Origin of the sequence: Bacillus sp. SA1-12 (assembly GCF_000981385.1) — a bacterium.
In the GTDB taxonomy this organism is placed as follows: domain Bacteria; phylum Bacillota; class Bacilli; order Bacillales; family Bacillaceae; genus Metabacillus.
This window is the reverse complement of record NZ_LATZ01000119.1, coordinates 28,829-54,283: the sequence shown is the minus strand read 5'-3', so window position 1 is coordinate 54,283 and position 25,455 is coordinate 28,829. Positions and strand designations below refer to the sequence as shown.

The window sequence follows — 25,455 nt, the reverse complement described above, 5'->3', positions numbered from 1 at the left end:
CTCACTTTTTCCCATCTAAACAGACAGTATCATCTTCAGATTCCAGAAAACTATTATATTTAATTATGTAGAAAGTGAAGGAGCAACTGTCCGTAAAGATCCGATTAGTTTCGCTAACCATCAGTGGCAGATCCGACTTACTTTGCTATGTTCAATTAAATCGTCTATTGTTCTATATCCTATTACTTTGAAAAAATCACTGATGGAAGTCTCACTTTTTCCCTTCTAAACAGACAGTATCATCTTCAGATTCCAGAAAACTATTATATTTAATTATGTAGAAAGTGAAGGAGCAACTGTCCGTAAAGATCCGATAAGTTTCGCTAACCATCAGTGGCAGATCCGACTTACTTTGCTATGTTCAATTAAATCGTCTATTGTTCTATATCTTATCACTTTGAAAAAATCACTGATGGAAGTCTCACTTTATGGTAATTGTATCTTCACTTGAAAAATGATTCCCATTTTCCAAGATACCTGATACGGTAACATCTATTTCCCCCAACTCGCCATTAAGTATATTGATGATATCCGGTTGTTTAAACTTGACGATGTTTCCTTGAACCTCTCCTTCTACAATCTTGCCATTAACCTTCAGCTGTACTTCCGAAATTCTTTGTTTAAAAGGCAATGTCACTTTTCCTGTTACAGGACGTTCACTAGTATTTTGTTTTGCATTTAGGACATGTGGTGATAATTTAATACCTGCGTTAGTAACGACATACATATGTGGCTGTACTGGTTTCGTCATGTTATTTCCAAGATGGAAGCTTGTATGTGGTGGTTGATTATAGGCAACATTTTGCCAGGCAACACCTAAACGATACACCCGATCATGCATAAGTGTATGGATGCGTTTATCCGATACATCTGTTGTCGTATAAATGCGAAGCTCACTGTTATCTGCTGATCTCCAGATTGCTTCTTCACGCCAGTCGCCAACTAGATCAGCCTGCAAGCTTGGATTGCCTTTCGTTGAGTTACTAGAGGCTGTGCCTTCTGCCGTTAATAGATTAATCGTCGTGTTCGTTTCAAAATCCCATTTATCAATTTTTCCTGTTCCGTAGCCATTCGTTGCATCCCACTGATGATCTAGGAGCTCTCTTGATAAGTCCCCATCCCACCAAATACCAAAGTTCGTCGATGACGGCATCGCTTCAGTTATTTTCTGACCTGTACTTGTATAGACTCCACCTCTTGCCCATACCTCTTCACCTGCATATCTCGGATCAATATCGGCTGCCATTCCTCTTCCAGTATCCTGACCTGTAAAAATCCCCCATAAAACCTCACCTGAATCAGCATCACGATATTCCATACCATATGCCGCATTTTTACTTTCATGGACTTGGAAGACCTCCATACCAGGATGATTTGGATCCAAATCACCTAAATGCATTGCATCACCATGTCCTAAACCAGTTGTGTATAATCCGGTGCCATCATCGTCAATAGCCATTGCACCATAAATAATTTCATCTTTTCCATCATCATCTACATCGGCAATACTTAAATTATGATTTCCTTGACCAGCATAGCCTTCGTTACCTGATGTATCACTATCAAACAACCATTCTTTTGATAATTCTCCATCACGATAGTTATAGGATGCGATCATTGTTTTTTCATAATAGCCTCTAGCCATTATCAGACTAGGCCGTTTGCCATCTATATATGCAATTCCTGCTAAGAAGCGATCTACACGATTACCGTAGCCATCACCCCAATCTGTTACGTTTCCTCTTGCTGGTTCATAATCTGTTGTGACAAGCTCCTGACCAGTTTCTCCAGCAAAAATAGATAGGAACTCAGGCCCTTCCAACACTCTGCCTTCAGCATTTCTATAATCTGCATTCGGGTCACCGATTACCTTTCCGGCAGCATCCGTTGTTCCATCTGCCGTTTTTAATGCAACCTCTGATTTTCCATCTCCATCAAGGTCATAAACCATAAACTGTGTATAATGGGCACCGGCTCTTATATTTTTCCCAAGACCTATCCTCCATAAGTGGCTGCCATCCATTTCATACGCATCGACAAACACTTCACCAGTTACACCATTCCTTGAATTATCTTGTGAATTTGATGGATCCCATTTTAGGACAATCTCATATTGGCCATCACCATCCAGATCACCGACACTTGCGTCATTTGCATGATACGTATAAGTTGTTCCATCTGGGTTGATTCCATCAGCAGGTTTTTTTAGTGGTACTGAAAGATAATTTTTCCCCCATACGTCAACAGCTTTTGATTTGGAAGGTACTTCACCATCTTTAACTGCATGTACTGAGTAAATTGAATCTGATTTACCATGAAGATCAAGAAAGTTTGTACTTGATTTGATTGGCGAGGAATTTATCTTTTCCCCATCACGATATAGGTTAAAGGCAATATCATCCGCTTCATTTCCCAACAATCTCCAGCTTATGAAAACACCGTTATCAACTTTTACAGCTACTAGACCACGATCTAAGTATTCCATTTGATAGGTTTGCTTTGTTTGTTCTTCTTTTAGTGAGTTACTAGCCATTGTTCCATGTGGTGCAAAAATTGAAGCAGTTAGGATCGAGCAAATCATTATTGTTTTTGTTTTCTTTAATTTACTTCCTCTTATTAACATAGGCAACCTCCGATTAGGTATTGATGAAGCGCTTTCATTATTGTCAAGCTTAATAAAAAGATCCTTACCTCCTTTCCTTTGCTTGATTAATCTAATGAAAGGTTCCTTTTTAACCTAACTGAATCCTGACTTACAAACAAGCTCACTTTTTTGCATAACCATTTTACTTAGCAATTTGCACTTTTTTGTTAACCGAGAATCTTTTGATGAGAGGGAAAAGGCTGCCTCTATAGATTAAGACAGCCTATAAGTCTACTTTTGGAGAGCGATCGTTTCTTGTTTTTTTTCAATTTTTGAAAAAGCAATAAGTGCAGACCACATGATTACAAATGCGAAGAGGCTTCCGCTAAAGATAGGAATTAATCCTGGTATGGTGATCATTAAAGAATAAATGGCAATTGCACCTACTACCATCATGATCGTTGATAACGGGTGTAAAATCATAATCAGAAACGAATTTTTGAGTACTTGGAATATCTTCGTTTCATAATGAACAAAGACTGGGAAAACATATAAAGAGGTCAACACATAACCTAAAAAGATCATTAGTAATGGAAGGTATAACAGCCTAATCATTCCAGTTGCTTCTCTAACAATCGTAAGGTCAAAATATAATATATATCCAACAACAAACATCAAGATCCCAATCATATTACTTTTCAAGAATTCTTTCTTGTATGCGGCAAAAAATGTTTTAAAAACAGGGATATCTGTATCTCCCATAATCAACTTCCGTATGACCGCAAGCATTGCTGCTGTTGCTGGAAAAATTCCAAATACAATTAATCCAATAAGTGAAAACAACATCCATAATAAATTTACATAAGCTAGTTTCATAACCCATTCGGAGATTTTATAAAACCCTCCTGCCAACCCATTCATTTGCATTCATAGCTCCTCCTTAAACTACCATCGTTTCATTTACTTCTTCTCAATTATAATGACACTTGACTGCCGCCAGGTATCTTTGTTATGTTTCCATCAACATTTAGCCAAACAGGCAATACTTGAGGATTATAAACAAGGTGACTGTCTGCAGAAAACTTCAGATTTTGAAAGGCCTTCAGATAATCAACAATTTCAATATTAGTTGCATACCAAATATCTTCTCTATTACCGACTACTTGGCAAAAACGTTCGATCAAATCCCAATTTTGATCATGGTCAAACTCATAGCTATGTCCCCAAACATACAGCAAATAAAGGTATTGCTCTTTATGAAGGTTAATAAACGTTTCGGTTAGCTTCATTAACTCTTTATTGTGATGGCATGTTGGATTCCATTCATATAAATCATCAGGGATCGAAAAATTACCAGTGGAATGCACCGTTCTGCCATACTCTATTCCAAGATAGGGGAGAACCTCTTTAATATGGCGATTGTATGAACCATTTGGATATGACATTCCTCTAACAGGATAACCGACAATTCTTTCTAACCCTTTACGGTCTTCGACTATTTCTTCAACCAGCTGTTCTTTTGGCGACCTTGCAATGGTCGGATGTGTAACCGTGTGTACAGAAACTTCGTGACCTTTATACAACTCTTTTAATTCCTCATGTGAGATGCGGTCCCCTACTCCTAATAGCCCGGAATTTATATGAAAGGTACCCTTAATTCCATACTGATTGAAGATGTCTACTAATCTCCTATCAGCTGCCTTTCCATCATCAAAGCTTAATGTTACAACTTTATGTTTCCCTTCAGGAAACGCTAACATTACTTTTGGCATTTTACCATTCTCTCCTTTTTGATCCCCTTGTGAACTTGAAAATGTCGATAATCTCCCTTCATTGGAGCCATTCTGCCTAAAACCAATTTTCGCTCCAGATAGGATGATTCTATACTCCTTACCATTATCAACCCATTCAAGCACTGGGTAACTCAATGATACTTAATTGCACAATGCCTTCATACGTAACTAGCATAATAGTATATGTTGAGATGGCATCCTAAACAGGGGGCAGGGGATCCGCTCAGATTGGAGCTATCCTTGTATCGTTAAAGACTTGAAGTTATATGGGATAGTATTGAAATCTATCCATCTTTTTCAATCTTCATTAAATTACGGTCTTGATGCAATTTCCGATATTGGCTTGGCGGTATGCCCATTTGTTTCTTAAAGATGCGGTTAAAATAGCTATGGCGATATCCTACGCTTTCCGCAATATCATTTATCTTCATTGTTGAATGTAAAAGGAGTTCCTTTGCTTTTTGGATCCGCAAATCTGTTAAATAATCAATAAAATTAATCCCTACAATTTGTTTAAATGCTTTGCTGAGCGAATAAGGATTGGTACCGGCTTCTTCAGCACAGCTATCTAACGAAATATCGTTCATATAATTTTCTTGAATCATACAAACCACTTTTTCAACGATTCGCTTTAATTCCATATTCATCCTGCTTTCAAGTCTTTGGTTAAAAGGCAGAATAATCGAGTTAATAAACCATTTTGTTAACCTCTCGATTGTGTGGATTTGGGAAAGTTCTTCATACATATCTTTGCCGTTAAATAAATCATGCGGATGGATGCCAGCATGCAAAATTTCATGCTGGATACTGCTATACAATTGCCTTACACCTTGTTGGATATTTACTTCATTCATTCCATTTTTTTCGGCTATTTCCTCTAAAAACTGTTGAACTAATATCTCAATTCCTTCTAATTGCCCCATTCTTATCGCTTGAATGATTTCCTTTTCAATTGTAAATGGATAACGAAAACTATTGATATCATTTAATGATCCAATCTCCTGGATATCAAGAATTTGATTTTTGTTTTCAAAAATTCGGAGACGTTTACACTTGTCCATTTCTTCAAAGAGATGATAAATGTCCTTCATTTTATTTGTCGGTTCGCTAATGGTGATAATGACCTTCAGGTTCATTATGTCATTAACAGCTTCCGTTACTTTATTCGCAAATTGAAGAATATCCTCTTTAATTAAAATGCCTGATGGATAAACAATTAAGACACCAACAGATAAATCTGAGAATTTCATCACATTGTATTGTGAAAACATCTCGCTGGCGATATCTTCCATTATATTGGCGGTTAAGAAGGTGACAAGACTTTCATCATTATTTGAAAAACGGTCTTTTGAATCTACCAGACCTGTCAGATTTACATTAATTGCAATATAATGATGATTATCAATAATCCACCCATATCCTTTCATCCGTTTCTCTAAATCTTCTTCTTTATAATGAAAAAAATACCCTTGAACTAGCTGAAGCACAAAACTATTCTTTATTTCTGTTACCTGTTTCGAAAGACGGTGTTGTAATAAATTGCTTCGTTTAGATAACTCTTCCCATTGTTGTTCAATTAGCAAAAATTCGTCAGTGCCAGTCGGTTTCCATTTCTCAGCTGATTCGTTCATCAATTTCCCCATTAACTTTCTAATCGGTGTATATATACGGTAAGATGCAAACCAAGACATAATAATAGCTAGAATAAGAGCGGACGCACTAATTACTAATATGATTCTTGAAACAATAACGAGAGGTGCTGTAATAGACGACATTGGTGCGGCTGATACATAAGTCCAATCTGAATCAACTCTTGATAATTGACCAATAGAAACAGAATAGATTTGATTATTAAATGTAAATTGAAACGATTCCTTATCCTCATCCAATTTGGTTAACTTATTTTTTAAAGCGTTTACAAATGACTGGTTATTTGTATTGTTTGCCGATAGTATGACCTGTTTATCGTGATTTAAAATGAAAGTTGCACCTTTTCCGTACGGTGTTAACGTTTTCAAAAGTTCCAGTGCTTGTTCCTGATTAAGTGTAATAATAATAGAGCCAAATGGATGTTTACTGGCTGCTGGAATGGTATGAATGAGAGCTAAGCCTGATCCAATTTGACTTTTTCCAGGATATTGACCCCAGTAAATATTTTTCCCCTCTAACGTTTTGTGAAATTGACTGACTTCCTGTTTGTTGATAGAATGATACTCCGTATTAAACAAGACATTTTTATCTCCCTCTATATAGAGATCAACATTTTTAATAAGTGGATGTGTTTCTTGTAAGCGTACAAGTGTCTTTGAAATATCATATGACTCTGTAAAGTGTTCAACAAGGTCCATACTTCTTAATGATTCACTAAAGCGAGGTTCAATCGCCCATCGAGATGCGGAATACTCCAAATTCCTGAATTGTTCATCAATATTTTTTGCTCTTTGTACAATTTGTTCTCCATGAAGTTTACGAAGCTCGTCTTCAACCGCGCCAACAGCAAGCCAGTAAATGAGTATTCCGGTAATTAACCCTGGAATACTGGCTATAAGCAAAATGAGGATAAAGTTTTTCCGATAATGACTCCCGCTCCACTTCACTTTTTTTAGCATGTTGCGTATATTCTTTATCCCAATAAAATCCCCCCTATTCAAACATAAAACAAAAATTATCACTTCTATTATTGCACAATTCAGACAATAAAAGAAAGCGGTTTATAAAATTCGACAAAAACGTAAATAACATTTTTTTAACTATTTCTTTATTCACGTAAAAAGGACAATTTACTGTATGTAACAAATAAATTGCCCTTCTATTTACTAACCTTTTACAGAACCTAATAACATTCCTTTAGCAAAATGCTTCTGGAGGAAAGGATAGACAATCAAAATCGGTAATGTTGCCACAACAACGACAGCAAGTTTTAATGATTGCTCAGGGGGTTCTACATAATCTGTACCCATTGAGGCCGGATCGCTTAACATCGATTGCGATAGAAGTATGATTTGTTGAAGCAATACTTGAACAGGCCATTTCGTATTGTCATTGATGTATAATAATGCACTAAAGAAATCATTCCAAATCGCGACGGCATAAAAGAGTGCAAAGGTTGCAAGTACTGGTTTTGACAGAGGAAGCATAATTCTCCAGAAGATCCCAAACTCAGTACAGCCATCAATTTTAGCTGATTCTTCTAATTCTGCAGGGATATTCTGAAAAAACGTTTTTACAATAATTAAATTAAATGGATTAATCGCTGCAGGCAAAATCAATGCCCAATAAGAATCCAATAATCCCAATGATTTTACAACTAGATACGTAGGGATCATTCCCCCGCTGAATAACATTGAAAAGACAATAAGATTCATAATGGTGCTGCGCCCCATTAAGTGTTTTCTAGATAACGGATATGCCATCGTAAAGGTAAAAAACAGACAGACAAGCGTTCCCACAACTGTTACACCAATTGATACTAAGATGCTTCGCGTGAATGTAGCAGTAGAAAAAATATATTTATAGGAATCCAGTGAAAATGTTTCTGGAATAATAAAAAAACTTCTTCTCGTTAATTCTGCTTCTGTAGCAAATGATCCAGCAATGACATATAGGAATGGACAAACCATGATCAATCCGATGATCCCTAAAATAATAAAGTTGAATACATCAAATACTCTTCCAGCCGGAGTATTATGCATTTTGGGCATTCCCATTTGTAACACCTCCTCTAATCTATGAACAATTATTAAAAAATTCCATCTTGCCCTAATTTCTTCGCCAGTTTATTCGCCCCTAAAACCAGAATAATTCCGACGACTGATTTAAATAAGCCCACAGCTGTACTATAGCTATATGCACCTTGGGTAATCCCGACAAAATACACATAGGTATCAAAAACATCCGCCACACTGCGGTTTAATGAATTTGACATTAAGTAGATTTGTTGAAAGCCTGTATCCAGAAAATTACCTAGTCGCAAAATAAGTAATACAATAATTGTGCTTCTTACTGCCGGCAACGTAACATGCCACAATCTTCGGAAACGGCCTGCTCCATCTACAATCGCGGCTTCATACTGTTCTTGGTCCACAGTGGCCAATGCAGCTAAAAAGATAACCGTTCCCCATCCTGTTTCTTTCCAGATTATTTGACCCATGATGAGCGGGCGAAACCACTCTGGTGATGATAAGAAGTTCATTTCCTTCCCATAAAAATAGGAAACTATTTCATTCATTACTCCGCCGCTGGTGGTAAAGAAAATATACGTGATACTTGCGATAATGACCCATGACATGAAATGTGGTACGTAAATAAAGGTTTGAATTGTTCTTTTATACGAATTAATTCGTAATTCATTTAATAGTAAAGATAGTATAATAGGTGCGGGAAAAAAGAAGACCAGGTCTAAAACTGCTAAAATAAATGTATTTTGTAACAATCTAAAAAAATCCGGGTTTTGGAAAAAGTCTTTAATATTTTCAAATCCTACCCATTCGCTGCCAAATACACCTTTAAATGGAGAATAATCTTGAAAGGCAATGACTACTCCCCACATCGGGGCATATTTAAAGATCAAAAAATAAAGAATCCCTGGTATTAATAAAAGATATAACCATCGGTCTCTCTTTAACCTCTGCATCTTTGTAATTGTAGTCGTTTGTTTTTTACTAACTATATTTGCAGAGTGATTGTACTCTTGGTTGACATTTTGTGTTTTAAGAAATGCCATTTCTCTCCCTTCCTTCCTATGAAGTACGATTATTTGTTTAAAGTTAGGAGGTGAGATAAGTATGCACCTCCTTACTTTTTAAATTATTTTTTTGCCTCTTTGTATAATTTATTTATTTCTTCAATATAATCGTCTCCACCAGTGCTGCGCCATAATTCAATGGCATCCTTAAATCCTGCTTCATCAATTTGTCCGACGATAAATTTAATTCGCGCATCATTGATAATATTATCTAATTGCTGACCTTTTTGAGCATAAACTTCAGAAACCAGTGCTTCAGCAGGGTTGGGAACAACGATTTCTTCATTTTCTTTTTTAACTTGTTCTTCCTTTATTAATAATGGTGTTTGTTCCGCTTGTATAAACCGATCCTCGGGTATTCCAGTCTGGAATTGGTTAAGGTCTGTAAACTCATTTATGAGCGCTTCATTATTTTCTGAAAGGTCGACTAGGTTTCCATCTTTCATTTCATAATGACGTCCTTCTAAGCCATTGTAGGCTAAAGTTTGGGCTTCCTCTTCACTTAACTTATCAATAAACGCTAATACTTTTTTCAGTTCTTCTTCTGTTTTTACGCTGGATTTAGGAATGGCAAGCATTCCTGAATATCCAGAGGTAGGAAGGTTGTGAAGACCAGTTGGTCCTTCAACTGCACCAATTACATCAATTGGCTCTTTTAATTTAGGCTTTGCTGCAAGCATATCTTCCTCAGCACGATGGGCACGGTCCACAACATCGACAATAACACCTGCTTGTCCATTTAGTAGCGGATCACCCCATTTTTGTGGGTCCATGACCGCAAAATCTTCATTAATCAATCCTTCATCATAAAGGTTCTTAAAGAATTTTAATGCATCAAAATATTCCTCTGTCATAAAATCAGGCTGCAAGTTTCCATCTTCATCCTCACCCCACTTATTTGGGGCTCCAAACCATGTTTGCATTATATCCCAAGGACCTGTGTATTTTGAAACAACCATTCCATAGGTGTCATCTTTTCCGTTTCCATCTGGATCCTTTTCCGTGAACGCTTTCAATACATTGTAAAAATCATCGATTGTTTTCGGTGTTTGTAGCCCGACTTTTGCTAACCAATCTTTTCTAAATGTAATCCCGTTTCTTCCCAATGGGCGACTGCGATAGATTCCATAAATCTTTCCGCCAATAGAGCTATTATTTAACGTAATTTCATTTGCTTGACTTAGATTAGGATAATCCTTTAGGTAAGGTCCAAGTTCCCAAAAAGCATCATCTTTCACTGCACTTATGAAACTAGGTAATTTTGAAGGAATCATCATAATATCAGGCAGCTCTCCAGATGCTAATGTAATATTCAATTTGTCTGAATAAGAGCTGTTAAGAACCCAATTTACTTTAATATCTGTTTCCGTAAATTTTTCAAGCTCTTTTAATACCGGGCTTTCGTCAGATGGCGGTTCTGGTGTATAAGCAGTTGTCATAATTGAAATTGTATTATCTGACTCGCTTTTTCCATTTTTATTACTAGTTGTTTCAACATTACTGCATGCTGCTAATGATGATGACAGCAGCATTGTTGAAAGTAATGGAAGGACAATTTTTTTCTTTTTTTCTTTTTTACCTTTTACCATTTTAAATCCAGCCCCCTGTAATGAAAGTTTTTTCGTTCGGATCAATCCTTTTACTTCATTGATTAGTTTGACCTCTGTCATTACCATAATTCGTTTCTATTTTTCTTACAATTATCATTTTTTGTTTTCTTAAAAACCATTGGTCTTACTGTATTTGCAGTGTGAATTTCAACTTTTTTGACGTAGTAATACTTTCTTGTAAACGTTTATTAAATTGGTTAGCAGTATTTTAATGTCATCATTTAAATTCTATTTTTCTTCACTTCTAATTTTCATTTTTCCATCAATCATTAAAAATGAATCTGATGTGATAAGTATTCTCCAATCAACTCTAACTCCATGATTGTAATGAAACATTGTTATGAGGTTTTGTTTGTGAATCATTTTGTCCATAAGCAACCTTTATCATTTCAATACTTTTTTGTCAGTGAGTATTTTTTTGCAAGAAAAAAAATACTTAGCCATAGCTCTATTTTTATTCTCAAGCTTTTTTACATAAGCTATTTAACTAGTTTATTATTTTGTAAGATTGGCAAGGTGTCAAACGCTGGGACATCCACTAAATAAACGTTTCCATATCCGCTCATATCACTTGTAAACAGTATTTTCGTTCCGTCAGGACTAAAACATGGGTGAACATGAACTTGCTGGATGTGAAAACTGCCGCGATGTTTACAAAGTACTCTTGGCCCCTCCATTAAATCATTATGCTTTTTCCATAAAAATAAACAGTCTTGATAAAATGAACCATGATAAGCAGTTGTTTGCTGGCCATCACCAACAATCAATTCATTATCTTTCGAATGAATATGCATATTTTGATAGGGAAAATGGTACCTTTCGCATTCTGTATTATCAAATTTAACTGAGCCTAAAAATTTGCCATCTTTCCTTTCCAAAGAATCGGTGAACCCATGATAACCAATCCGTAAACCATCTGCATGCCAATATTCATGTCCGGCATATTGGTTTGGTTCTCCTTCAGCAACTTTCCATTTACGTCCTGCATCAATATCAAGCAACCAAATTCGATGGTCTACTTTCTCCCAAGGTCCTTCATGACAAAATGTAATCAAGTTAGGCTGTGTTGGTGATGCATTAATGTGCCCAATCCACAGCTGATCTTCGTGAATAATCTTTACATCTCCCGTGTCGAGCGTCAGTAGCCAAATTTGGCAATGCGGTCTTGCCGCTTCCGTTTCCTCAAAACCAATATATCCGCCTGATAAGTTGCTTTTTAAAGAATGTGATAAATCTTCTGTAAGACCAAAACATAGATGATTCCCATCAGCAGTACAGCTTAAATTACTAAAGTGAAAGCCATGTGGGAGTTCAAATAATGTTTTCTCTTGATAGGTTTCCAGATTGATGGCAAAAATGTTTCTATCTAATGTAAAGTAGGCTTCCATTTTAATCGGGTTAATAAATGTGCCTTGAATGCTTTTTTTCTGATTTCGTTTTAATTCTGTTAGCTGTGTCAGTTCGCCACTTAGCAGGTCAATACTATATAAATTTGTGCTGTTTTCCCTATCTGAACCAATTAATAATTTTGTGTTGCTGTCATACCATGCATTATTAGTAAAATACAGATGGTAACTATGTGCGAAATAATCAGTTAGTTGTGTAATTGCAGCACCCGTTATCGGATCATGAAAGCTTTTTCGTTCGGTTGGCCATATTCTTCCCTTTGTCATCGAGTTCTCCTCCAGATATTTTTAAAGTTGTTTCGGCAATTTTATTTCCGTTTATAAGAAATAGCACCTTAAACTATTTTATTATTAATAAAAGCGATTTCATTTTGCAGTTTAGACATTCCATTTTCTTACAATTGTTCTACTTAACCACTTTTAAAAGTTCTAATTCTATTTCATATAACCCTTCAACTACTAATTTAGCCATTTCTTTTGCACCCTTTTTAGTAAAATGAGTAAAATCTGTCTTATTAATAGATGCCATAAAAAGCTGAAGTGATTGTTCATACCCTATTGATTGAAAGTAACTCAAACTTTTTTCCATTAAATCGACAATCTTTATCTTTTTAGCTTCTGCAAGTTGTTTCATCGCCTGACAATAATCCGGAAAGTCATTTATAAATTTTCCATTCTCTACATGGAGTCTTGCAACAGGGGTAATGAGAATTGGTGTAGCATTAACCCTTTGAGCTCCTTCGATATACTTTGTTAAGTATGCCTTGTATGTTGAATATGGTTCTGTATATCGTTCTGGTTTCGATTTTGTTGCATCATTGTGGCCCATTTGGATTAATAAATAATCATTTCCTTTCATTTCCTCAAGCAGTCTCTGAAGTCTGCCCTCCTCTACAAATGATTTAGCGCTTCTTCCACCAATCGCATGATTCAACACTTTAATTTCTTCTGGAAGAAATTGAGTTAAAAATTCTCCCCAACCACCTTGTTTACTGTCCTTTTCTTTATAAGCTTGGACAGTTGAATCTCCTGCAAGAAAGATGTTCCTGCTATTTTTCCCCATAAACCTTCTTCCCTTCATTTGATAAACTGATATACTCTCCTACATAGTAAGCAGATGAAACTTGGTTAGACAATCATACAATTTTGATCAGGCATTATTTCTTCTTTCATACTTTTTTGCAAGTTTACTATTTTATTGCAATGATAGAGAAGAGCAAAAAAAAAGCACAAAGTGTTTGTTAGCAAAACACTTTGTGCTTTTTACCTTTTAATTAAGATAATAAGTTACGCTAATACTGTACTGCCCATTAAATAATGATCAACTTCACGTGCTGCTTCACGGCCTTCATTGATTGCCCAAACGATTAAGCTTTGACCGCGTCTTGCATCACCAGCTGCAAAGACACCCTCAACATTTGTTTTGAAGTCGCCATATTTTGCAGCAACAACATTTCTAGCTGTTGTTTCAACATTAAATTGTTTTAAAACTGGTTGTTCTGCACCCTCGAAACCAATTGCAATGAAAACTAATTGAGCTGGCCAAACCTTTTCTGTTCCAGGAATTTCCTTAAAGTAGTATAAACCATTTTCATCCTTAAGTTTTTCCATTTGAACAGTATGAAGCTCTTTTAAGTTACCATTTTCATCTGCAACAAGCTTCTTTGTTTGGATGGAATATTCACGAGGATCGTTGCCAAATTTAGCTTCTGCTTCCTCATAAGCATACTCCATGGTAAACACATGCGGTGCTTCTGGCCACATATTTTCTTTTGTACGAGACATTGGTAATTTAGGGTGTTTACCAAATTGAACAACACTTTTACAGTTTTGACGAAGAGAAGTTGCCACACAGTCAGCACCTGTGTCTCCACCGCCAATAACGATAACATCTTTACCTTCTGCATTGATGAACTGTCCATCTTCAAAGTTAGAATCAAGATAGCTCTTAGTTGAAGTTGTTAAATAATCCATTGCAAAGTGAACACCGTTTGCTTCACGGCCTTCGATCACTAGATCACGTTGCTTTTGGGCACCTACACAAAGGATTACTGCATCATATTGCTCACGAAGTTCTTCAGAGGTAATATCTTTACCAACCTCAGTATTTGTAATAAAGGTAATTCCTTCTTGGCTTAATAAATTGATTCGGCGCTCAACAATTCCTTTATCAAGCTTCATGTTTGGAATTCCGTATGTTAACAATCCGCCCGGACGGTCTGCACGTTCATAAACTGTTACATAGTGTCCTGCTTGGTTTAATTGGTCAGCACTTGCTAAACCAGCCGGACCTGATCCTACGATTGCAACTTTTTTACCGGTACGTTTTTCAGGAATACGAGGTGTAATCCATCCATTTTCAAAGCCCTTATCGATAATTGCTTTTTCGATATTTTTAATCGTAACAGCCGGATCAGAAATCGCGACATTACATGATCCCTCACATGGAGCAGGACAAACTCTTCCTGTAAATTCCGGGAAATTATTTGTTTTTAATAATCGGTCTAATGCTTCCTTCCATCTTCCGCGATAAACAAGGTCATTCCACTCAGGAATTAAGTTATGAATTGGACATCCTGAAGTGAAACCATTGATTTCAGTACCAATATGACAGAAAGGAGTAGCGCAATCCATACAGCGCGCTCCTTGTCTGCTTAACTTTTCCTCAGAGAAAGGAGCTGAATACTCTTTCCAGTCATTTAAACGTGTCATCGGCTCACGTTCTGCCGCCTCTTCACGCTTAAACTCTAAAAATCCTGTTGCTTTCCCCATCTTCCTCTCCCCTTTCTACTGTACTACTGCTTTGGAACGTGATGCAGTTGGCGTTCCCTTTTTTTCAGATTTTGCATTGGCTTCAAACGCACTCATAATCGCTTCTTCATTCGTTAAACCAGCTTGCATCTGTTCTGCGATTTTTTCCATCATTCGTTTGTAATCTTTAGGAATAACCTTTACAAACTTAGGTAATACTTCATTCCAGTGTTCTAATACATACTCAGCCTTTGGACTGTTCGTATAACGGAAATGACTTTGAATCATATCTTCAAGATCTCTAATTTCCTTGTTATCCTTTAAGCTTTCAAATTCAATCATTTCTGTATTACATAGTGCTTTAAATTCTTCATTATTATCCGCAAGGACATAGGCAATACCACCTGACATACCTGCACCAAAGTTCTTACCTACTTCACCAAGGATAACGACGCGGCCGCCGGTCATATATTCACATCCGTGATCTCCTACACCCTCTACAACTACATTAACACCAGAGTTCCGTACACCAAAACGTTCGCCGGCACGGCCATTAATATATGCTTCACCGCTTGTAGCACCATAGAATGGTACGTTACCAATAATTACATTATCAGCTGCAACAATACTTGATTCAGCTGGCGGAGCAACAATGATTTTTCCGCCTGAAAGTCCTTTACCTAAATAGTCATTTGCGTCACCAGTTAAGTGCATTGTTACACCACGTGGAACGAAAGCACCAAAGCTTTGACCCGCCGAACCAGAGAAACGCAGTGTAATTGTGTCTTCAGGCAGACCTTCTTCGCCATAGCGTTTAGAAATTTCACTACCGACAATTGTACCCGCAACACGATTTATATTTTTAATCGAGAAGGATGCATCTACAGGTGTTCCTGTTTCAATTGCTTTTGCAACAGCAGGTAAAATTTCAACCATATCCAGTGATTGATCAATTTTATGATTTTGTTTGAATTTTGCAGTACGAGCTCCTTCAGGTTGGTATAAAAGAGTAGATAAATCTAAGTCTTTTGCTTTCCAATGTGCATTTGCACGCTCGCTTACTTGCAATACATCTGTACTTCCGATCATTTCGTCCATGTTTCTGAAGCCAAGCTCAGCCATGATTTCACGAACTTCCTGAGCTACAAAACGCATATAGTTAACAATATGATCAGGGTCACCAGTAAATTTATCGCGAAGTTCCGGATTTTGCGTTGCAACACCGACTGGACATGTATCTAAATGACACACACGCATCATGATACAACCCATAACAACAAGCGGAGCAGTTGCAAATCCATATTCCTCTGCACCTAAGATCGCTGCCATGACAACGTCACGACCTGTCATTAATTTACCATCTGTCTCTAGGACAACACGGTCACGGAGTCCATTAAGCATTAATGTTTGATGTGCTTCCGCTAAACCAAGCTCCCAAGGAAGACCAGTATGCTTAATACTTGTTTTTGGAGATGCCCCAGTACCTCCATCATAACCGCTGATTACAATAACATCAGCAACTCCCTTGGCAACACCTGCAGCAATTGTACCTACTCCAGCTTTTGCCACTAATTTAACACTGATACGTGCATCGCGATTTGAATTCTTCAAATCATGAATCAGCTGTGCTAAATCTTCGATTGAGTATATATCATGATGCGGTGGAGGTGAAATTAGACCAACGCCAGGTGTTGAACCACGCACATCTGCTACCCATGGATATACCTTATTTCCTGGTAATTGACCACCTTCACCAGGTTTAGCACCTTGAGCCATTTTAATTTGCAGTTCTTCCGCATTTACCAAATAATGACTTTTCACTCCGAAACGGCCTGAGGCAATTTGTTTTATCGCACTGCGGCGGAAGTCACCATTTTCATCAGGTGTATAACGATTCGAATCTTCTCCACCTTCACCGCTGTTGCTTTTCCCGCCTAAACGGTTCATCGCAATCGCCAATGTTTCGTGAGCTTCTTTACTTAATGATCCAAAGGACATCGCACCTGTTTTAAATCGTTTAACAATAGAATCTACCGTTTCAACCTCATCAATCGAAATTGCAGATCTGTTACTGTTAAATGCAAACAAATTACGTAAAAACCCAAGTCTTTCTTCATTTGCAGCATTAGAGAATTTCTTAAAGAGTTCATAATCATTTTTGCGACAAGCCCATTGCAATGTGTGGATTGTTGTCGGATTAAATGCATGATGCTCTCCATTTTTTCTCCATTGGAAGTCACTTCCGGAATCTAATGTCTTATCCACTTTTTCAGCAAATGCATCTTTATGGCGTAAAACAGCTTCTTTTGCAATTGTCTCAAGGCCAATTCCGCCAAGTTGTGACGCAGTTCCGGCAAAGAAGCGGTCAATGACATCCGAACCAATACCAACTGCTTCAAAAATTTGAGCTCCGCGGTAACTTTGTACAGTGGAAATTCCCATTTTAGACATTACTTTTACTACACCTTCTGTAATGCCTTTAATGTATTTTGCAACTGTATCTTCATAGCTAACTGATAAGCTTCCATCTAATACTGCTTCCTTATATGTTGCATAAGCTAGATAAGGGTTAATTGCATCAGCACCATAGCCAATTAAAGCTGCAAAATGATGTACTTCTCTAACTTCACCTGATTCAACAATAATGCTTGCTTTCGTACGAGTACCTTGACGAACCAAGTGTTGGTGCAATGCACTAACTGCTAACAGCACAGGAACAGCTGCTTTTTCTGAATTCATTGCACGATCAGATAAAATAATGATATTAACATCTTCGGCAATTGCTTTTTCTGCTTCAGCGAATAGCTGCAGTAAAGCATCTTCTAAATCTTCTGTAAATAACGTGTCAATTGTTTTGCTCTTAAATCCAGCGTATAGATTTAAACGCAATTGTGATAACTGATCGTTTGAAAGCACAGGGGTGTCAAGCTGAATTCTGCGGGCATTCTCCTTATTTGGATGAAGGATATTCCCTTCTGTGCCAAGCAACGTCATCGTTGATGTCACAATTTGTTCTCTGATCGCATCAATTGGCGGATTTGTTACTTGAGCAAATAACTGTTTAAAGTAATTGAAAAGTGATTGCGGACGATCTGAAAGTACTGCTAAAGGTGTGTCATTTCCCATTGATCCCAGCGGATCTTTACCTTCTGTAATAATAGGAAGCAAATACTTTTTGATATCTTCATATGTGTAACCAAATGCTCGTTGACGATCAGCAAGATCTGTCACAACTTCCTCTACTAACATTTCTGTATTATTTAGCTTAATAAGCTGCTCATTTAACCATTCTTGATATGGCTCTTCTTTCGCCATTTCTTCTTTAATTTCTTCGTCTGAAATAATTCGTCCTTCTTCTAGGTCAATAAGAAGCATTTTACCTGGACTTAAACGATCCTTGTAAAGAACATTTTCTTCTTCAACCTCGATTACACCTACTTCAGATGAGAAGATAATGTAATCATCTTTTGTTACATAGTAACGTGCTGGGCGTAATCCGTTTCTGTCAAGAATCGCACCGATTTGTTTTCCGTTTGTAAAGGAAATCGCAGTCGGTCCGTCCCATGGCTCCATTAAACAGCTGTGATATTCATAAAAAGCTCTTTTTTCAGGGCTCATATGGGGATTCTCTGTCCATGGCTCAGGAATCATCATCATTGCTGCATGTGCCGGCTTTCGGCCAGCTAAAACAAAGAATTCAAATGCGTTATCTAAAATTGATGAGTCACTGCCATCTGTATCTAAAATTGGCAGAACCTTTTCTAGATCTTCACCAAATGCTTCAGATACGAATTGCTGTTCTCTCGCTTTCATCCAATTCATGTTTCCACGAAGTGTATTTATTTCACCATTATGAATTAAATATCGGTTTGGATGGGCTCTCTCCCAGCTAGGGAAAGTATTTGTACTAAAGCGTGAGTGAACTAATGAGAAGGCAGATACAAAATTTTCATCTTGTAAATCTAAATAAAAAGCATCAACCTGTTCTGGAGTAAGAAGACCTTTATAAACAATAGTGCTGCTTGAAAGACTAGTAAAATAAAAACGAAGTTCACGTTCTGCAGCCCATTTTTCTGCTTGTTTACGGATTACATATAATTTACGTTCAAAAGTAATATTATCAGTAATGGAATCATTTGCACCAATAAAGACTTGACGAACTACAGGGCAGCTTAATTTAGCAACAGGTCCAATGGCTTCTACATTAACAGGAACAGTTCTCCAGCCTAATAATGTTTGACCTTCTGCTTCAATTAAGTTGTTAAGTTGTTCCTCAATTTGTTCTCTCTCGTTGTCGTCTGTTGAAAAGAACATCATTCCAACACCGTAACGGCCACTTTCAGGAAGAGTCATTTCCTGGCAAGTTTTTTTGAAGAATGCATCAGGGATTTGCACCATTAAACCAGCGCCATCACCTGTAAGCGGGTCACTGCCTTGTCCACCCCTGTGGTCTAATTGACAAAGCATGTTCAGTCCTTTTTTTACAATATCATGTGTAGCGTGGCCTTTAATATGAGCGTATAAACCGATACCGCATGCGTCATGTTCAAACTCAGGACGGTAGAGACCTTGTGCTTTAGGAATTTGATTGTAAGTCATGAATATCTCCCCCCGTTAGATTATCTTACACCCGATAATTTTCAGATAATTACATTATATCTATGCAAATTGATATTAACAATATATAATTTAGATAAGATCTATCTAATATTGATATAATTCGATAGGAGGACACGATGGAATTACGCCAATTACATTATTTTATGGAAGTAGCTGAGCGTGAACATGTTTCCGAAGCTGCACAATTTTTACATGTTGCCCAATCTGCTATAAGCAGACAAATTGCAAATTTAGAAGCGGAGTTAGGTGTAACGTTGTTTGAAAGAGAAGGTCGAAATGTAAAACTAACTCCAATTGGAAAGGTATTTCTTGAACATACAAAAACCGCAATCAAAGCGATTGACCATGCCAAAAAACAAATCGATGAGTATTTAGATCCTGAAAGAGGTTCAATAAAGATTGGATTCCCTACAAGCCTTGCAAGTCATTTATTGCCAACTGTCATTTCGGCATTTAAAGAAAAATACCCAAATGTTGCTTTCCATTTAAGACAAGGATCATATAGGTTTTTAATTGATTCCGTAATAAACCGCGAAATTGACTTGGCCTTTTTAGGACCAGTTCCGCAAAACATCCCAGAAATCGAAGGGACCATCTTATTTTCTGAAAATATTTCAGCACTGTTGCCATCTGGACATCCATTGGCATCAAAAAAAAGCATTCTCCTAAATGAACTTAGGAATGATCAATTTGTCTTATTTCCAAGAGGCTATATTCTCCAGGAAATTGTCATTGATGCATGCAAACAGGCTGGTTTTGTCCCAAGCATCTCCTCAGAAGGTGAAGATTTAGATGCGATTAAAGGATTAGTGTCCGCTGGGATGGGTGTTACTTTATTACCCGATAGCACATTTCACGAAACAATCCCAAGATTCACGGTAAAAATACCGATTGAGCTTCCTATAGTTAGAAGAACAGTCGGAATCATAATTTCTAAAAAAAGAGACCTCGCTCCTTCTGAGAAAGTCTTCTTTAAATTCGTAAAAGAATTCTTTTCAATGCTGGAGCAATATCAATAAAATTGGAGACTTCCATTAGTGACTAATTGGGCTAAGGAATGTACAACTCACCCCACAGCTCTTAGTGAAGTTAGCTTGCTGTCCTAATATTTGACCTCACTTAGACAAAGGAAGTTATTCACCACTTATTTCTTCTTACTTCTCCTTCTTTCTCTTATAAATTGGAGGAGTTAAGATTTGATAAAATCATGGTCATGGGCTGTCTCAATAGAGGCGGCTTTTTCTTTTTTGACGACCTCTATTTCCATCATAACAAATTTTTTAGGCTGCTTATGTAAGTAATAAATGGTAAAGCAAGCCTAGTTTCTACTATTATATATATACATTTTATCCATTAACAAAAATGGGAATGAAAATCCTTACATTTGATCAAACTACATTCAAGCGAGACTTCCATTATTGGAAGTTACCTGCCCATTAAGAAAACTGGATAAATTTTTCTTGGAGGCCTAAAACCTATGAAAAAAGAGAACTATCTTACAAACGCGCCTAAAAAGGAGCAAATAACCTTACAAACAGACGGAAGTTTTCCAAATCAAAAAAATATTGATGGGGATTCTGTAAATGAACATAAACATCAAGAAGTAGCTAATTCTTTAATTGCTGAAAAAGAGATTGGTCAGCAGCAAGCAAACAATTAAGCTGCACTGAACAAAAGTGCAAGCGCCTTGTACAGCCTAAGGCAAACAAGGCTTTTATGAGTAAAAGAAGTATTTTACCTCCTAAGCTTGATTGAGGCGCAAGGCGTCAAATCCGCCCGTCTGCCCTTGTATGTCCTGGGCTTAGGAGTTGGATGCCGTGTGCTTAAGAATTTTATCATCTCTTTACAAACAAATAAAGGGTGACCCTATTTTTGGCATTTGCCATAAAGGATCACCCTTTTAATAAGCATGCTTTCACCTATATATAATCTGGAAAATCTGTAATAATTCCATCTACCTTTGCTTGCTTCAAGGCTTTTATTGCCTTCTTATCTCTAGCCGTATAAGGCATAACCTTCATGTGAAAAGAGTGTATTTTATTAACCAGCCGTTTAGTGACAAGGGCTTTATTCGGATTAATGTATTGAACAAGCTTCGACCATTCTTTTAATTGTACATTTGATATGCCTTGGACGCGATATTTTACAAGGAGCCCTAATGGAACATTCGGTGCCAACTTATTAAATTTCTCTAATAACTCAAAGTCAAACGACTGTATGATCATTTTATTCTCACCTGGGCTATCAAGCGAATTCCTTTTTAGTTCAGCTGCAAGCCTTTCGGCTATGGCAGGATATAAATTAGCATGTTTAATTTCTATTAAAAATCCGATTTTTCCATGAAATTCATTTATAACCTCTTGAAAAGTTGGAATCCGCTGTCCTGAAAATTTTTTATGAAACCATTCCCCTGCATCAAGCCTTTTTAGCTCTTCATATGTAAAATCGCTAACATGACCTGTACTGTTCGTCGTTCGGTCAACAGTCGCATCATGAATAACGACAATCTCACCGTCTTTTGTCATTTGAATATCAAGTTCTATATAATCAGCTTTTAATTCCAATGCTTTCCTAAACGAAATCATCGTATTTTCAGGTGCATAGCCAGAAGCACCCCGATGGGCAATATTTTGCAGCTTTTGACTAGCTGTGCTATATTGTTTGATTTGCAGAATTTTTTTTAACAAGGAGTTCATCCATTTTCCTCTCCTGCCTGCTTGATTTCCTCTAATCGTATTAAACGGATACCTTTTACATTTATTTTACCAAAAAAATTCATATAGTAGGTTTACAAGGTAATGAAAAAAGGTATTTCTCGATATGTTCATTCAAATTAAAACAATAGTAATCCATCGGATGGCGGGGAATAAACTTGAACAAGTACATGCTAAATGTTAGTGGCATAGAAGAAGCAAAACATACAGAGATCTTGACAAAAGAAGCAAATGAAATCGAGGATATCGAAAATTGATTTTAAAATATATATCGCAGTATAAAAATTCGAAAAAGAAAAACGCTAATTAATATAGGAGGCTGTCTCAATACTAAAATTTTATGAGAAAGCCCCTTTTTTATTTTATTATGACTGGGAATGTTTTATCTCTTTAAATTGTTTTATAAAATTTTCTGGACTGGTTTTGACTGTATAAGAGTACATTCCTTTGGTTGTATGCAAGTAAAGGAAGCCGATATTTTCTGAAAAATATCGAAATGAAACATCTAGAACTTCCTTCAATAAAAATGTATCAAAGGTTGTGCATATCTGCTCAGTTGTGAGGACTAATTCATGCTCTACTTCCTTATGAAATTGACGATTTTCTTCAATGATTCTCGTTACCTTGCTATATGGCAGATTTGCTAAAAATTCCACTATGTTCCTCCTCATGCAGGTTAGGTTTCTTCAATATAAAGATGCGTTGGTATTTCGGCAATAAATGGTGTAACTTCATCTTTATAAAACACAAAAAGCTCATGCATCGCCCTTGTACATACTGTATAAAACAGCTTTCTTACATTTTCATGACCATATTTTGATTTTGAACCATCAAAGATGATGACAGCATCGAATTCAATACCCTTCGCTAAGTATGAAGGGATAATGACAACACCTAAGCCGAACTCATTGCTGCGTTTATCCACTAAATTCACAGGAATATGCTTTCTTAATAACTCGTATGCCTCTTCACTTTCACTTGCTGATTTACAAATAATTGAAATTGATTTGTAAGACTCAAGTAATCTAACTTTTAATACAATCGCTTTTATGATCTCTTCTTTATTTTTTCCGCTGATCAAAACAGGCTTGATGCCGTCTCTGTTAAAAGGCACAATTTCATTGCCGTTCTTCATAAACGCTCTGGTAAATTCCACAATTTGTCTCGTTGAGCGATAGCTTCTATTTAGCTTGATGATTTCTGTTCGTTCTGATGTAAACAAACTCTTTAGTTCTTCAATGTTGGTTAATGATTCATGTGTGTAAATAGCTTGATTCAGGTCACCTAGTACAGTAAATCTGGCATTAGGAAATAGGTTTTTCAAAAAGGCAAATTGAAAGGCCGAATAGTCTTGTGCTTCATCAATAAACACATATTTTACACTTGTATTTACCTTAAAGCCTTCAATTCTTTCCTTTAGATATAAAAATGGTGTTGCATCCTCATAAGGCAATTTGTTTTGTGAAATTTCTTGTACTGAATTTTTACATATCTCTTTCCAAGACGCAACTGAAAGGTCTAATGAAACCGACTTCATTAATGTTTCAAGCGGAATTTCAAATAATTTCAGATAAATCGCCTTTAGATTAATAAAACCAAGGTTCCTAATTAACCTTTTGACAGGTTGAAAGTGACGTTTAACTACATATTTGCTCAGCATTTCCTCCTCTCGATCAAAATCATCAAATGTATCTTGAGAAAATCTCTTCTGTTTACTTAGCTTTTGAAAATAATGTTGATATTCCTCTTTACTTAAAAACTGTATTTCTTCTTCAACCCAATCCTTTTTTCTTTCATTTTTCTCGGCTTTCTTTATTTCACCTAACATCCATTCCGACACAAGCTTCATGCGATTGGTAATCGAAAGGGTATTGCTTAATGAGTAGAAATACGAATAAATTGCATCTGAACAAAATAAAATTTCATCTCTGAAGATAACATCTTGAAAAATCAGTCCTTGATTGCCTAAATAGCTAAGATAATTTTCAATTAGATTCAAATAAAAAAAGGAAGACTTATACTTGATTGTTTCTAGTTTACGTATATAATCGTTATCTTTTTCAGCAGTTAATAAATATTCTAATTGTGAAAATGGATCCTCCACCGTATAGGTATCTCCAAGTGAATACTGTAAATATTGTTGAAAGGTGGATTGCTGCATGTTCTCTTCACCTAGTTCTGGTAAAACATTTCTAATATAACTGTTAAACATCGGATTTGGAGAGAACAAAAGAATTTCTTCGGAGATTAACGTATTTCGATATTTATAAAGTAAATAGGCGATCCTTTGCAAGGCTGCAGATGTCTTGCCACTTCCTGCCGCGCCTTGGACAACAAGCAGTTTTCCCTTTTCATTTCGAATAACTTTATTTTGTTCTTGTTGAATAGTAGCAACGATGGTTTTCATCTGAGAATTTGACTGTTTTCCAAGCACCTCTTGAAGAAGTTCGTCCCCAATTGTGATCCCTGTATCAAACATACCATCAATATGTGCATTCCTTACAATGAATTGCCTTTTCAACAGGATCTCACCACTTACAATGCCACCAGGAGCAATAAACTCCGCAGGCCCAGGACCAAAATCATAATACATACTTGAGATTGGCGCCCTCCAATCATAAACAAGAAATTCATCTGTTTCATGGTCATGATAGGTAGCTGTTCCTATATAAATATTTTCTACCTGACTTTCTCCCTCTTCCGAAAAATCAATCCTTGCAAAATATGGGGCATCAATTAGCCGTTTTAAATTTTTTATGTTTTTAATTAAGTGTCTATGCCGATGCTCTTGTTCGGATAAAAATTCCGCTTGTTGTTTTATACTTGCAGCAGTCTCAGTTACTTCAACTGCATCATCTAAATTAACTGTTACATCCTCCCAAAAATTCTTACGTATTGTGACAATGTCAGTTTTCACATCAGATGTATGTTTTGTTATAGAGGACATTTCAGTTTTTATTTTATTTACAACCAGATTCATTCTTAGTTGTTCCGCCTTTTGTTCTTTCTCAAAATGATCCATTAAATCCCGCCTTTTACCTTCTCTGTCGTAAATTATATAAACTGTTAGTCTTATATCTTCGCGATATGAATTGAATTTCCCTACATTCACCATTAACTTATGATAAAAAGTCGGAATTCAAGCCATTAATATTTTTTAATTTCCATTGCCGGAAATGAATAAAAACAGGGTCAGACCCCGGTAGTTGTGGTCAGACCCTTTGAATTTTTGA

The 25,455-nt window shown here is 36.6% G+C and carries 16 protein-coding genes; 2 read left to right on the top strand and 14 right to left on the bottom strand.

Annotated elements, in window-relative coordinates; all coding sequences use genetic code 11:
• Positions 1 to 421 precede the first annotated feature (421 nt).
• From WQ54_RS19740 to gltB, 11 genes are all read right to left on the bottom strand, one after another.
• Complete coding sequence (locus tag WQ54_RS19740) at positions 422 to 2,533, bottom strand: rhamnogalacturonan lyase (RefSeq protein WP_231597607.1); 2,112 nt, start codon at positions 2,531 to 2,533, stop codon at positions 422 to 424.
• A 342-nt stretch (positions 2,534 to 2,875) separates the two neighbouring features.
• Positions 2,876 to 3,511 carry a YesL family protein gene (locus WQ54_RS19735; protein WP_046586601.1) on the bottom strand — a complete coding sequence of 212 codons (636 nt, stop codon included), beginning with the start codon at positions 3,509 to 3,511 and terminating at the stop codon, positions 2,876 to 2,878.
• Between the two features lie 47 nt (positions 3,512 to 3,558).
• On the bottom strand, positions 3,559 to 4,356 hold the full coding sequence (locus tag WQ54_RS19730) for a polysaccharide deacetylase family protein (RefSeq protein WP_046587282.1): 798 nt from the start codon (positions 4,354 to 4,356) through the stop codon (positions 3,559 to 3,561).
• Positions 4,357 to 4,661: 305 nt separating this feature from the next.
• Positions 4,662 to 6,986 carry an AraC family transcriptional regulator gene (locus WQ54_RS19725; RefSeq protein WP_046586600.1) on the bottom strand — a complete coding sequence of 775 codons (2,325 nt, stop codon included), beginning with the start codon at positions 6,984 to 6,986 and terminating at the stop codon, positions 4,662 to 4,664.
• 207 nt (positions 6,987 to 7,193) lie between these two features.
• Positions 7,194 to 8,078, bottom strand: a complete 885-nt coding sequence (locus WQ54_RS19720; RefSeq protein ID WP_046587280.1) for a carbohydrate ABC transporter permease — start codon at positions 8,076 to 8,078, stop codon at positions 7,194 to 7,196.
• Positions 8,079 to 8,116: 38 nt separating this feature from the next.
• A complete protein-coding gene (locus WQ54_RS19715) occupies positions 8,117 to 9,010 on the bottom strand; it encodes a sugar ABC transporter permease (RefSeq protein WP_231597606.1) in 894 nt (297 codons plus the stop codon).
• 173 nt (positions 9,011 to 9,183) lie between these two features.
• Positions 9,184 to 10,710 (bottom strand): extracellular solute-binding protein, encoded by a 1,527-nt coding sequence (locus tag WQ54_RS19710; RefSeq protein ID WP_046587276.1) that lies wholly within the window; start codon positions 10,708 to 10,710, stop codon positions 9,184 to 9,186.
• A gap of 500 nt (positions 10,711 to 11,210) precedes the next feature.
• Complete coding sequence (locus tag WQ54_RS19705) at positions 11,211 to 12,404, bottom strand: oligogalacturonate lyase family protein (RefSeq protein ID WP_046586599.1); 1,194 nt, start codon at positions 12,402 to 12,404, stop codon at positions 11,211 to 11,213.
• 139 nt (positions 12,405 to 12,543) lie between these two features.
• A complete protein-coding gene (locus tag WQ54_RS19700; protein WP_046586598.1) occupies positions 12,544 to 13,200 on the bottom strand; it encodes a rhamnogalacturonan acetylesterase in 657 nt (218 codons plus the stop codon).
• A gap of 224 nt (positions 13,201 to 13,424) precedes the next feature.
• A complete protein-coding gene (gene gltD / locus WQ54_RS19695) occupies positions 13,425 to 14,909 on the bottom strand; it encodes a glutamate synthase small subunit (RefSeq protein WP_046586596.1) in 1,485 nt (494 codons plus the stop codon).
• 15 nt (positions 14,910 to 14,924) lie between these two features.
• Complete coding sequence (gltB, locus tag WQ54_RS19690) at positions 14,925 to 19,487, bottom strand: glutamate synthase large subunit (protein WP_046586593.1); 4,563 nt, start codon at positions 19,485 to 19,487, stop codon at positions 14,925 to 14,927.
• A 137-nt stretch (positions 19,488 to 19,624) separates the two neighbouring features.
• Between gltB and WQ54_RS19685 the strand changes: the two genes are divergently transcribed.
• Positions 19,625 to 20,527 (top strand): LysR family transcriptional regulator, encoded by a 903-nt coding sequence (locus WQ54_RS19685; protein WP_046586591.1) that lies wholly within the window; start codon positions 19,625 to 19,627, stop codon positions 20,525 to 20,527.
• Between the two features lie 458 nt (positions 20,528 to 20,985).
• The gene (locus tag WQ54_RS19680; protein WP_046586588.1) at positions 20,986 to 21,168 is read left to right on the top strand and encodes a hypothetical protein; all 183 of its coding nucleotides are present in this window, start codon (positions 20,986 to 20,988) and stop codon (positions 21,166 to 21,168) included.
• A gap of 259 nt (positions 21,169 to 21,427) precedes the next feature.
• Here WQ54_RS19680 and WQ54_RS19675 read toward each other — a convergent pair whose 3' ends face one another.
• The 3 genes from WQ54_RS19675 to helD all read right to left on the bottom strand — a co-directional run bounded on the left by WQ54_RS19675 (position 21,428) and on the right by helD (position 25,244).
• Complete coding sequence (locus tag WQ54_RS19675; RefSeq protein ID WP_046586586.1) at positions 21,428 to 22,204, bottom strand: glycerophosphodiester phosphodiesterase family protein; 777 nt, start codon at positions 22,202 to 22,204, stop codon at positions 21,428 to 21,430.
• A gap of 383 nt (positions 22,205 to 22,587) precedes the next feature.
• The gene (locus WQ54_RS19670) at positions 22,588 to 22,878 is read right to left on the bottom strand and encodes a hypothetical protein (protein ID WP_052737879.1); all 291 of its coding nucleotides are present in this window, start codon (positions 22,876 to 22,878) and stop codon (positions 22,588 to 22,590) included.
• A 20-nt stretch (positions 22,879 to 22,898) separates the two neighbouring features.
• A complete protein-coding gene (gene helD, locus WQ54_RS19665) occupies positions 22,899 to 25,244 on the bottom strand; it encodes an RNA polymerase recycling motor HelD (RefSeq protein WP_046586582.1) in 2,346 nt (781 codons plus the stop codon).
• Positions 25,245 to 25,455: the final 211 nt, after the last annotated feature.

What these genes read in the sequence shown, in the direction of transcription:
- WQ54_RS19740 (WP_231597607.1), bottom strand. Translation starts at nt 2,533, where the DNA reads ATGGCTAGTAACTCACTAAAAGAAGAACAAACAAAGCAAACCTATCAA.
- WQ54_RS19735 (WP_046586601.1), bottom strand. Translation starts at nt 3,511, where the DNA reads ATGCAAATGAATGGGTTGGCAGGAGGGTTTTATAAAATCTCCGAATGG.
- WQ54_RS19730 (WP_046587282.1), bottom strand. Translation starts at nt 4,356, where the DNA reads ATGCCAAAAGTAATGTTAGCGTTTCCTGAAGGGAAACATAAAGTTGTA.
- WQ54_RS19725 (WP_046586600.1), bottom strand. Translation starts at nt 6,986, where the DNA reads ATGCTAAAAAAAGTGAAGTGGAGCGGGAGTCATTATCGGAAAAACTTT.
- WQ54_RS19720 (WP_046587280.1), bottom strand. Translation starts at nt 8,078, where the DNA reads ATGCCCAAAATGCATAATACTCCGGCTGGAAGAGTATTTGATGTATTC.
- WQ54_RS19715 (WP_231597606.1), bottom strand. Translation starts at nt 9,010, where the DNA reads ATGCAGAGGTTAAAGAGAGACCGATGGTTATATCTTTTATTAATACCA.
- WQ54_RS19710 (WP_046587276.1), bottom strand. Translation starts at nt 10,710, where the DNA reads ATGGTAAAAGGTAAAAAAGAAAAAAAGAAAAAAATTGTCCTTCCATTA.
- WQ54_RS19705 (WP_046586599.1), bottom strand. Translation starts at nt 12,404, where the DNA reads ATGACAAAGGGAAGAATATGGCCAACCGAACGAAAAAGCTTTCATGAT.
- WQ54_RS19700 (WP_046586598.1), bottom strand. Translation starts at nt 13,200, where the DNA reads ATGGGGAAAAATAGCAGGAACATCTTTCTTGCAGGAGATTCAACTGTC.
- gltD (WP_046586596.1), bottom strand. Translation starts at nt 14,909, where the DNA reads ATGGGGAAAGCAACAGGATTTTTAGAGTTTAAGCGTGAAGAGGCGGCA.
- gltB (WP_046586593.1), bottom strand. Translation starts at nt 19,487, where the DNA reads ATGACTTACAATCAAATTCCTAAAGCACAAGGTCTCTACCGTCCTGAG.
- WQ54_RS19685 (WP_046586591.1), top strand. Translation starts at nt 19,625, where the DNA reads ATGGAATTACGCCAATTACATTATTTTATGGAAGTAGCTGAGCGTGAA.
- WQ54_RS19680 (WP_046586588.1), top strand. Translation starts at nt 20,986, where the DNA reads ATGAAAAAAGAGAACTATCTTACAAACGCGCCTAAAAAGGAGCAAATA.
- WQ54_RS19675 (WP_046586586.1), bottom strand. Translation starts at nt 22,204, where the DNA reads ATGAACTCCTTGTTAAAAAAAATTCTGCAAATCAAACAATATAGCACA.
- helD (WP_046586582.1), bottom strand. Translation starts at nt 25,244, where the DNA reads ATGGATCATTTTGAGAAAGAACAAAAGGCGGAACAACTAAGAATGAAT.